The organism is bacterium (assembly GCA_024228115.1).
Taxonomy (GTDB): domain Bacteria; phylum Myxococcota_A; class UBA9160; order UBA9160; family UBA6930.
Genome location: JAAETT010000319.1, coordinates 1 through 9,742, shown reverse-complemented (window position 1 = coordinate 9,742; position 9,742 = coordinate 1). Strand labels below are relative to the sequence as shown.

Genomic DNA, 9,742 nt, shown 5'->3' with positions numbered 1-9,742 from the left:
GGTCGAGCCGGGAGGGCGTTCGCCCTGGGTCAAGGACCTTTCGACCCGGAAGATCTGAATCGGAATCCGGAACGGCGGGCTGCGTCGCCCCCCGGCCAAATGATCAGATTTCTACGCTTCTGAGTGAGCGTCTACAGACTGACGAATGGGGGCCGCGGGATCGGGAACGGAGATGATCGTCTGCGGGGGGCGCTCGAGATTCGCGAAGCGGTTTGTGCTGTTCCCGATCTTCGAGTTCCGCCACGAGCTTCGGAAGGATCAGGTCCGGTAGCGCAGGGTGGCTCCTCGAAGCGCCGCCTTGTTTTCGGTCACAGAGATACCGCTACGAAAGCCCTGTGAGCGATGCGCCTGGGGCTCGGGCGAACCCGGGGTCAGCGCGCGACGTTGATGACCTTCAGCTGGGTGAATTCCGCGACGCCTTCCCGGCCGAGTTCGGTTCCGAAGCCGGATTGCTTTGCGCCACCAAACGGGATGGCCGGATCGAGGTCCGCATGTTTGTTGACCCAGACCGTGCCTGCCTCCATACGTGTGGCGAGGCGGATGGCTTCGGCGACGTCGGTTCCCCACACGCTTCCCCCGAGGCCCTCCGGGCAGTGGTTGATCCGGTCGATGGCCTGGTCCGCGTCCGAGAATTTCAGGACGGGGAGGGCAGGGCCGAACTGCTCTTCGTCCACGAGGCGGACGCCTTCTTCGAGGTCGCGAATGATCGTGGGTTCGATGAAGTAGCCGGGGCGATCGGGAGACCCGCCTCCAGCAATGACCGTACCGGCGGCACTGGCTTCGGCGATCAACTCCTTGACCCGTTCGTATTGCTTCGCATTCTGGAGCGGGCCGAACTCGGTCGTGTCGTCCATTCCGTCCCCGATCTTGCGGGTCTTCGCGATCGAGGCCAGCTCGTCGCATACCGCGTCGTAGACATCTTCGTGGACGTAGAGCCGCTTCATGGCAATGCAGATCTGGCCGCAGTTCGCGAACGCACTCTGGAAGAGCTTGGGCGCGATTTCCTTCGGATCCACGTCACCCAGGACGACGCCCGCGTCGTTGCCTCCCATCTCCAACGTGATCCGCTTCAGGGTGTCAGCTGCGCCGGCCATGACGCGCGCCCCGGTGGCCGTGCTGCCCGTGAAGGAAACCTTCCGGATCCCGGGATGCGTCGACATCCTGGGGCCGAGGTCGTTGGCGTCGGTGATCACGTTGACGACGCCCGGAGGAAGGGCGTCCGCGATCAGCTCGCCGAAGCGCAGCGTTGCGAGCGGGGTCGTCGGGGCGGGCTTCACCACAAGGGTGTTTCCGGCGATCAGCGCGGGCCCGAGCTTGAAGCCCAGGAGGACCAGTGGGAAGTTCCACGGCACGATCGCAGCCACCACGCCGAGCGGCACCCGGTGGGCTTCCACTCGCCGCACCTCAGTATCCTCGAGCACCTCGACGCCGAGATCCGCCGCTGCGAAGTGGCGCGTGAACATGGAAAGACCGAACGCCTCGGCCACGGCCTCCTTCAAGGGCTTCCCCTGTTCGAGGGTGAGGATCCGCCCCAGCTCCTGGGCGTTGGCCGCGACGATGTCGGCAACGCGCTCGAGTGCGGCTCTCCGCTCCCCGATCGGGGTGGCCGCCCAGCCCGGCTGAGCAGCCGACGCCGCATCGACAGCGGCGTTCAACTGCCCCTCGGAGGCGCGGGAGCACGTGCCGGCGAGTTCTTCGGTGGCAGGATTGACGACGTCCAGGGTCGCGTTACCAGCGACGAGTTTGCCGTCGATCAGAAGATGGTAGTCGGTCATCGGCGTGAGTCCTTCTCTCGAGGCGTGGGAGGGAGCCTGCTCCGGTCATCGGAAGCCGTGGATTCGGACGGAGGTCTAGCTCGTCAGCGTGCTTTCAGCCGGAACAGATAGGCCTCGGTGACGTTCTCGTTGCGAGGGCGAAGCCCATACTTCTGCTTATAGGCATCGCTGAAGCGGTCGAACTCTTCCTGGGCTTCTACCCGGGACGCGACGAGTTCGTAGATCGACTCGTTCGCCCGGAGGCGGACATTGGGATCCGCCTCCATGTTCTCCACCCACGTGCTGCGATTGGTGCCGGCGTGGACATAGAGGGACTCGGCCAGGCCGACTACCCAGATGTTGACCGAGTAGGGGTCGGCGGGGAGCGTCTCCAACTGCACCGTGTCGATTTCGTCCGTGACGGACCAATCATCTGGAATGGTGGCCGTCGGGCCTTCGATGGCACCGCCGGGCAGGAGAACGAGGGGGCCGCTGCAGCCTGCGACTGACGCGATCAGCAGGAAGGGGAGTGCGAAGACGACTTTCCGAAGCATGAACACCTCCGATTGTGCGGGCTGATTCGAACCCGCATGGCTTCCCGGGACTTGACACCTGCAGGGCTCGGATTCAAACTACAAAACCAAATTCGAATTCTTGAAAAACCAATTCAAAATCAGATAGTTGTAGATTGCTCTCGTTGGTAGTAGGCGATGGACGAACCAGACAGGATGGGGAGACCATAGGGAGTCCTGCGAGCTCCGCTGGTTGGCAAGGGGGCCGGCGGCGTCTTCTCGGGTTCGATCGGATCGTCAGGCTGTGAGCACCCGCCTTCCGTCTGGCGAAGTGCTCGCCTACGCGCTGCCGGCTGCGACCGTCGCGATTGTCGTCATCAGCGTGGGCATGTACTTGCCCAACTTCTACACGGACGAACTGGGTGTGTCGGCCGGTCTGCTGAGCTGGGTGTTCCTGGCCGGGCGCCTGTCGGATGCGGTCACGGACCCGCTGATGGGTTTCATCTCCGACCGGACGGCAACGCGATGGGGCCGCAGGCGTCCCTACATGTTGCTGGCTGCGCTCCCCATCTGGCTCATCTTCTATCTGGTCTGGTCGCCGGCAAGTTCACTCTCGCCGACCGGCGTATTCGTGCATCTCCTCGTCTGCTACCTGCTGCTCTACGCGTTCCTGACCGTGTTCTCGATTCCGTATATCTCCCTTGGCATGGAGCTGACCCCGAACTACGACGATCGCACTCGTCTTTTTGGTGTACGTCAGGTGTTCACCGTCGTCGGGACCGCCGCCGGTATGCTGGCGCCCTTCGCCTTCGCCGAGCTGATCGGAACGAAGGAGGACGGCTACCCCGTCATGGCGCTTGCTCTCGGAGGGTTCGGCGCAGTGTTGATCCTGTTCGCTTCGAGCCGGATCGCGGAGCGGCCAGCGGTCGTCGTGAGAAATCCGCTTCCCTTCGTGCAGGGTCTGCGTGTGACTGCAGCGAATCGCCCCTTCCGCATCCTGCTGCTCGTCTACCTGGCGAGCCACGTGGGGGGGAGCTTCATCGCGCCGCTCGGCCTCTTCATCGCCAAGTACGTGATCAAGTTGGAATGGGCCATGCAACCGGTGATGCTTGCGTACCTGGTGGGCTCGCTGCTGTCGGTTCCCCTATGGCTGCGGCTCTCGAGGATCCACGGGAAGAACCGGACGTGGACGGCCGGCATGCTCGTCGGGGTCGCCGCCTATGCGATTTCCTACAGCTACCACGAAGGCACCTGGGTCCTGTGGGTGATCCTCGGAGCTGTCGTCGGTGCGGTCCACGGCTGCACGCTGACCCTGGGGCCCGCCATCGCTGCGGACGCGATCGATGAGGACGAGCTCGAAACCGGTCAGCGTCGTGAGGGCGTGTTCATGGGCATCTGGTCGTTCGTCGACAAGGCTGCAATCGGCGTCGCCGTCTTCATCGGGATGCAGGGGCTGGAGTTCATCGGCTATGTCCCCAACCAGGATCAGACCGAAAGCGTGATCGAAGGGATGAAATTTCTCTACTGTATCCTGCCGGCGATCCTGAATCTGTTGGCCGTGATCATCTTCCAGCGATTTCCCATTACCCGGGAGCGACACGAGGACATCCGGGCGCAGCTGGAGCTCCGCTCTTGACGTCTTCGAAGGTGAATCGCCCATGAAACGCAACCGTTGGATCTCCGATCTGCATTGGGTTCGTGAAGGGCGGCAGTCGCGAAGTCAGAAGACCCAGGAATCCCTGCTGGATGCGGCAGAGGAGTTGTTCTCCCAGAAGGGAGCCGACGGAACCTCCCTTGCTGATGTGGCCGCGCGCGCGGGTTGTTCGGTCGGAGCTCTCTACCATCATTTCCGCGACAAGAAGGCCCTACTCTATGCGGTCTTCGATCGGTTCGGTGAGCAGTTCAGAGCGACGACCCGTGAGGCCACCGATCCCGCGCGCTGGGAGGGGGCGTCCGTGGCCGATGTGTTGAGGGGGTATGTCGAGTTCGCCCTGGAACAGGGGCGAACGCATCCGGGGTTCCAGCAGGCTGGCCTCGAGGCATCACTTCGTGATGCGACGCTCAGGGAGCATCTCGCCCGCGTCCGCTCCGAACTCGAGCAGGGTCTCACTGAACTCCTGCTCGCGCGCCGGGCGGAGATCGGGCACACGGAGCCGACCCTGGCCATTGACTTCGTCCTGGATCAGCTTGCATCGATGCTGAAGACCCGCCTGGACGGTGGCCTGAGCCGATCTCGCCTCGGCGCTCGCTCCGACGAAGAGTTCGCTGATGAGGCACTTTGCTCGGTGTGTGCCTACTTGAAGAGTCCGCAATGAAATCGGAAAAGAAGAGATGGTTTCTTGAAGTGCGGATTCATGGGTAGCAGCGACGTAGACGGCTTCGGGCCTGGTCTCGGCTCGATTCGTCGGGGCCCGGGCGTACTCGGCAAACGGGGGGCATGGACGTTCGCGGGTCGATGCGGGGCGGAACCCTCATGAACGAATGGCGAGAGACCTGGCTCGGCCGGCTCGACGCGTCGGGGCGCTACCCGAACTGGGTGCTCTTCGCGGTGCTGGCGGGAATGTTCGCCACGACCTTCCCGTTCACCATTCTGGCAGTTTCCCTGAAGCCGATCGCTGAGGAGTTCGGCAGCCGGGAAACCACGCTCGCCTGGGTCGTGACGGCACCGATGCTGCTCTCGGCCGTGTCGTTTCCGCTTCTCGGCAAGCTCGGAGATCTCTACGGACATCGTCGCGTGTTCCTCTGGGGTTTCGCCGGAGCAACCGTGGTTGCCGCCCTCACGGCGCTTGCCTGGGACGCATTCTCCCTGATCGGGCTGCGCACGGTGGCGGCCGTGCTGGGCGGGGCCACGCAGCCCACGTCCATGGCCCTGCTCTTCGCCGTGAATCCCGAGGGCGGTCGGGTCCGTGCCATGGGTTGGTGGTCGATGGTAGGTGCCGGGGCTCCGGCTCTCGGTCTCATCCTGGGCGGTCCTCTGGTGGACTGGCTCGGTTGGCGTTTCGTCTTCCTGCTCCAGGCGGGCATGAGCGCCGCTGCGCTGGCCATCGCCTTCGCGGTTCTGCGCGAGACCCGGCCCCTTCGCGTTCGCTTCGACATCCTGGGTGCGCTCAGCCTGGCTATCGGTGTGGGCGGTCTGATGTTCGCTCTGGGCGGCGTCCGAGAACTCGGGCTGGCCTCTCCCTGGATTCCCGCGGCTGCCCTGGTTGGTGTGATCGGACTCGTGGCGTTCGTCCGCATCGAGGATCGGGTGCAGGATCCGCTCCTCCCTCTGGAACTGCTACGCGATCGAAGCTTCTCTGCCACGCTGGCGACGAATGCCCTCAACTCGGCGGCCTACATGGGCGCGTTCGTCGTCGCACCGCTGCTGCTCTTCCAATCGTTCGACTTCTCGATCACCCAGGCTTCACTGCTGATGGTGCTGCGGACTGCATCGCTCACGCTTGCATCGCCCTTCGGCGGTTCCTTCGGCGAACGCTTCGGGGAGCGGAGTGCGTCGGCGTTCGGCGGTGCCCTCATGACGGGCGCTCTCCTGGTCATCGCGTGGGGAGCCTGGGAGTCCAATCTGCTGCTGTTCGGGATCGGACTCGTAGGGCAGGGCATCGGCCACGGTCTGAGCCAGCCTTCGATCACTTCGGCCATTGCCAGATCCGTGGACGAGTCCGAGCTTGGTGTCGCCTCCGCAGCCAACCGTCTGGCCGGGCAGGGTGGCGCGTCGTTCGGTATCGCGGCCCTCACGATCGTCTACGGCGGTGTGGCCGAGCCCGAGGCGTTCGGTTTGGCATTTGCCGCGGGAGCGGGACTCGCTGCGGCATCAACACTGACCGCCTTGTGGATTGGTGCCTCCACCAGATCGAAGACTTCGTTCCCAGAGGCTTCTCCCGCAGAGTCGCCTCGAGCAAGGAGAGCGTGATGTGCGCGCAGTTCTGGCTCCGGACCGCTTCCAGGTCGGGCCACCAACCGGATGCCCCAGTTTTTCTCGAGGGTTTCCAGCCGTGAGCCGAGAAGTGCCGAAAGACCCGACGGAACATCGGCTGCGAGTGGGCGAAATCGAACTCGCGTTCTTCGAATGGGGCCGTGCCTTCAAGGGGCGCGAGCCGACCCTCTTGATGGTGCACGCGACCGGCTTTCATGCCCGTTGCTGGGATCCAGTCATTCGGCACCTGGGCGACTGCCATGTGATCGCCGTGGATCAGAGAAGCCACGGCCGCAGCGAGAAGACGCCTATCGAGCATTGGGACGTCTTCGGTCGGGATCTTTCCGCGTTCGTCCAGGGCCTCGACCTGCCGGACGTCGTGGGTATTGGCCACTCGATGGGTGGCCACGCCCTCGTCGATGCTGCGGCAACGTTGCCGGATCGGTTCCGGCGATTGGTGATCATCGATCCGGTCATCGCTTCGCCGGACCACTACGGTGAGGGAGGTTGGAGGCTTTCCGACCTGGGCGGGGAGCCGCACCCCACGGCAAAGCGCAAGCGCCACTTTGCCTCGCCCGAGGAGATGATCGAGCGATTCCGGGACCGCGAGCCCTACCGTGTGTTCCATCCCGATGCGCTTCGAGCGTATTGCAACTACGGGTTGCTCCTGGCCGAAGACGGCGAGGGTTTCGAGCTCGCTTGCCCGCCGGAGATCGAGGCGAGCATCTACATGACCAGCCGCACCAACGCCGGCGTGCATGAGAGCATTCGTGCCCTGGAGATTCCGGTCCTGGTGCTGAGGGCCAAGCTGCCGCCCAAGGAGCGGACGATGATGGACTTTTCGTCGTCGCCGACCTGGCCGGCCTTGGTTCACCAGTTCCATCACGGGCGGGAGATCCACTTTGTCGAACGCACCCACTTCCTGCCGATGGAGATCCCCGAGGAGATCGCGAAGCTGATCCTGGCAGGGTCCGGGGAGGGCGAAGAAGGGGAGGCGGCCGGGTCTCCCGATCGGTGACCCAAGCCGAGCGGCCTGGGTCACGCCTCGATCGATGTCAGCAAGATCGCTTTCGCGTTCGCCTTGAGTGCGGTTGGCGCTGGCACTTCCGTCACCCTTGTGGCCTGGCGGCCCCGCTTCATCCGCGCGCTCTCTTCGGGCGCCTGTTCCGGCGACGTCCCGGAGACACACGGTCAGGTTTCTTGCCGGGGGAGCGCTTCGCTCGCGATCGTCCCGTCGGCTGCACTGGCTCGAAATCGATGCGTCGCTGCTCCATGTCTACGTTCGTCACTCTGACTCGGAGCGGTGCAGCGAGTTGATAGACCTTCTTGGTGCGCGCGCCCAAGAGCCGGTGCCTCGAGGCGTCGAATTCGTAGTAGTCGTTCTCGAGGGATGTCACGTGCACCAGGCCCTCGACGAACACATCCTCGAGCTGGACGAATACACCGAAGTTGGTCACTCCGGTGATCACGCCGTCGAACACATCGCCGATCTTGTCGAGCATGAACTCGCACTTCAACCACGCGATGGCCTCCCGGGTAGCGTCGTCGGCACGCTTCTCCGTCATCGAGCAGTGCCGGCCGAGTTGGCCCATCTCCTTGGGCGTGTAGGCGAAGCTCTCCGGTTTCTTGCCCAAGAGTGCGTGCTTGATGGCGCGGTGGACGAGGAGGTCCGGGTAGCGCCGGATGGGTGAGGTGAAGTGGACGTATTTCGGCAGCGCGAGGCCAAAATGCCCGAGGTTGTCCGGCTGATAGGCGGCGCGGGACATGGAGCGCAGCAGCACGGTCTCGACCAGTGAATGGTGGGGCTTGCCCTTGACCCGTTCGAGCACCTGGGCGAAGTGCCGGGGTTGGAGGTCCTTGACCCGTGGGAAGGGCACTCCGAACGTCGCGAGGAAGGTCTGGAGTTCCTTGAAACGCTCCGCCGTGGGCTTGTCATGCACTCGGTACAGCGTGGGGAGCTTGTGACGATCGAGGAAGCGTGCAGCGGATACGTTGGCCGCGATCATGCATTCCTCGATCATCCGGTGGGCATCGTTGCGTTCGTAGGTGCTGATCGCCTCGATGCGGCGATCCTCGCCCAGTTCGACGTAGGCCTCCGGGATCTCGAAATCGATGGCACCCCGTTTGCGCCGTTGGGCGAGGAGTGCTCGGAACACGTCGTCCAGGTCTTCGAGGTGGGGCAGGAGCTGCGCGTGTTTCCGCCGCAAGCCCGCATTGCCGTCGAAGAGCATGGCGGCGACTTCTTCGTAGGTGAGCCTTGCGTGGGAGCGCATGACGCCCTCGAAGAAGCGCGGCCGCGAGACCTTCCCGTCGCGCGCTACGCGCATCTCGCAAACCATGCAGAGGCGATCCACCTTCGGGTTGAGCGAGCAGAGCCCGTTCGATAGCTGCTCAGGCAGCATCGGGAGGACTCGGCGCGTGAAGTAGACCGAAGTCCCACGGCTTTGCGCCTCCTGGTCGAGTGGCGACCCGAACTCCACATAGTGTGCGACATCGGCGATCGCCACGAATAGCCGCCAGCCCGAGGCCGTGGGCTCGCAGTAGACTGCGTCATCGAAGTCCCTCGCATCCGCACCGTCAATCGTGACCAGCGGGAGGTGTCGAAGATCCTCGCGCCCGCGCTTTGCCTGCCCTGGAACTTCTTTCCCCAGGCGCCGGACGGCTCTCTCCACGGTCTTGGGCCATTCCGTGGGAAGGCCGTGAGCATGGATCGCAATTTCGATCTCGATACCGGGCGCGTTGGGCCTGCCGAGCACCCTGACGATCTGCCCGATGGGTTGAGAATGTCGTGTCGGCTGCGCCGTGATCTTCGCCAGCACGATCTGCCCGGGCCTTGCGCTGCCTGCTGCGTCGGCCGGGACGACGATCCGATGCAGCATGCGGGGGTTCTCCGGCACCACGAACCCGACCCCACGCTTCAGGCGGTACTTGCCGACCACCGAGCTGGTGTTTCGTTCGAGCACCTCGACGAGCGATCCTTCCGGCCGCCCGCGGCGATCGTGCCCACGGATGCGAACCGCCACCCGATCCCCGTGCATCAGCTCGCGCATGGCGCGCGGCGAGAGGAAGACATCGTCCGCCCCGTCTTGATCTGGAACGACATATCCGAACCCGTCCCGGTGAGCGCTTACGATGCCGGTGACGAGGGCAATCCGATCGACGAGGCAATACCCTTCTCGACGGTTCTGGATGAGCTGGCCATCACGAACCATGGCCTTCAGGCGGACGCCAAGGGCTTTCCGCTCTCGACGATCGAGCGCGAACGCCTCGGCCAGGTCGTCGAATGGCATGGGAACGCCTCGCTTCTCGAGGAATTGCCGGATGTAGGTTCGGCTGGGCACCGGTTGTGCGTAGTTTCGCGCCTCGGCCCTCGCCTCCGGATCATGAAGTTCCCACGCGCGTTTTCTCGCCATGCTGGGAAACCTAGCCCTGATCCGAGATTCTTGAGGGTGGTCGTCGATTCAAATTGAAAGTGGCCCCGTCGGTGTGCTTGATGGAGTTACCACACTTCACCGAGCCCCCGAGGAGCCACAATCATGAGGCTAAGTAGAAGCCGAATTCGG

At 64.0% G+C, this 9,742-nt stretch carries 7 protein-coding genes; 4 read left to right on the top strand and 3 right to left on the bottom strand.

Going from position 1 to position 9,742, the window contains the following annotated elements:
- Positions 1-371: 371 nt before the first annotated feature.
- Together GY937_14195 and GY937_14190 are read right to left on the bottom strand one after the other, a co-directional pair.
- On the bottom strand, positions 372-1,775 hold the full coding sequence (locus GY937_14195; GenBank protein MCP5057852.1) for an aldehyde dehydrogenase family protein: 1,404 nt from the start codon (positions 1,773-1,775) through the stop codon (positions 372-374).
- An 83-nt stretch (positions 1,776-1,858) separates the two neighbouring features.
- Positions 1,859-2,308 (bottom strand): nitroreductase family deazaflavin-dependent oxidoreductase, encoded by a 450-nt coding sequence (locus tag GY937_14190; GenBank protein MCP5057851.1) that lies wholly within the window; start codon positions 2,306-2,308, stop codon positions 1,859-1,861.
- Between the two features lie 262 nt (positions 2,309-2,570).
- Between GY937_14190 and GY937_14185 the strand changes: the two genes are divergently transcribed.
- From GY937_14185 to GY937_14170, 4 genes are all read left to right on the top strand, one after another.
- A complete protein-coding gene (locus GY937_14185; GenBank protein ID MCP5057850.1) occupies positions 2,571-3,902 on the top strand; it encodes an MFS transporter in 1,332 nt (443 codons plus the stop codon).
- Positions 3,903-3,924: 22 nt separating this feature from the next.
- Positions 3,925-4,581, top strand: coding sequence for a TetR/AcrR family transcriptional regulator (locus tag GY937_14180; protein ID MCP5057849.1), 657 nt, complete (start codon positions 3,925-3,927; stop codon positions 4,579-4,581).
- Between the two features lie 158 nt (positions 4,582-4,739).
- Positions 4,740-6,176 carry an MFS transporter gene (locus tag GY937_14175; GenBank protein MCP5057848.1) on the top strand — a complete coding sequence of 479 codons (1,437 nt, stop codon included), beginning with the start codon at positions 4,740-4,742 and terminating at the stop codon, positions 6,174-6,176.
- Between the two features lie 82 nt (positions 6,177-6,258).
- Positions 6,259-7,197, top strand: a complete 939-nt coding sequence (locus GY937_14170) for an alpha/beta hydrolase (protein ID MCP5057847.1) — start codon at positions 6,259-6,261, stop codon at positions 7,195-7,197.
- Positions 7,198-7,315: 118 nt separating this feature from the next.
- Here GY937_14170 and rnr read toward each other — a convergent pair whose 3' ends face one another.
- Positions 7,316-9,592, bottom strand: a complete 2,277-nt coding sequence (gene rnr / locus GY937_14165) for a ribonuclease R (GenBank protein MCP5057846.1) — start codon at positions 9,590-9,592, stop codon at positions 7,316-7,318.
- Between the last annotated feature and the right edge of the window lie 150 nt (positions 9,593-9,742).

Excerpts from the sequence above, each read along its gene's own strand:
- GY937_14190 (MCP5057851.1), bottom strand. The coding sequence starts at position 2,308 with ATGCTTCGGAAAGTCGTCTTCGCACTCCCCTTCCTGCTGATCGCGTCA.
- rnr (MCP5057846.1), bottom strand. The coding sequence starts at position 9,592 with ATGGCGAGAAAACGCGCGTGGGAACTTCATGATCCGGAGGCGAGGGCC.
- GY937_14195 (MCP5057852.1), bottom strand. The coding sequence starts at position 1,775 with ATGACCGACTACCATCTTCTGATCGACGGCAAACTCGTCGCTGGTAAC.
- GY937_14175 (MCP5057848.1), top strand. The coding sequence starts at position 4,740 with ATGAACGAATGGCGAGAGACCTGGCTCGGCCGGCTCGACGCGTCGGGG.
- GY937_14180 (MCP5057849.1), top strand. The coding sequence starts at position 3,925 with ATGAAACGCAACCGTTGGATCTCCGATCTGCATTGGGTTCGTGAAGGG.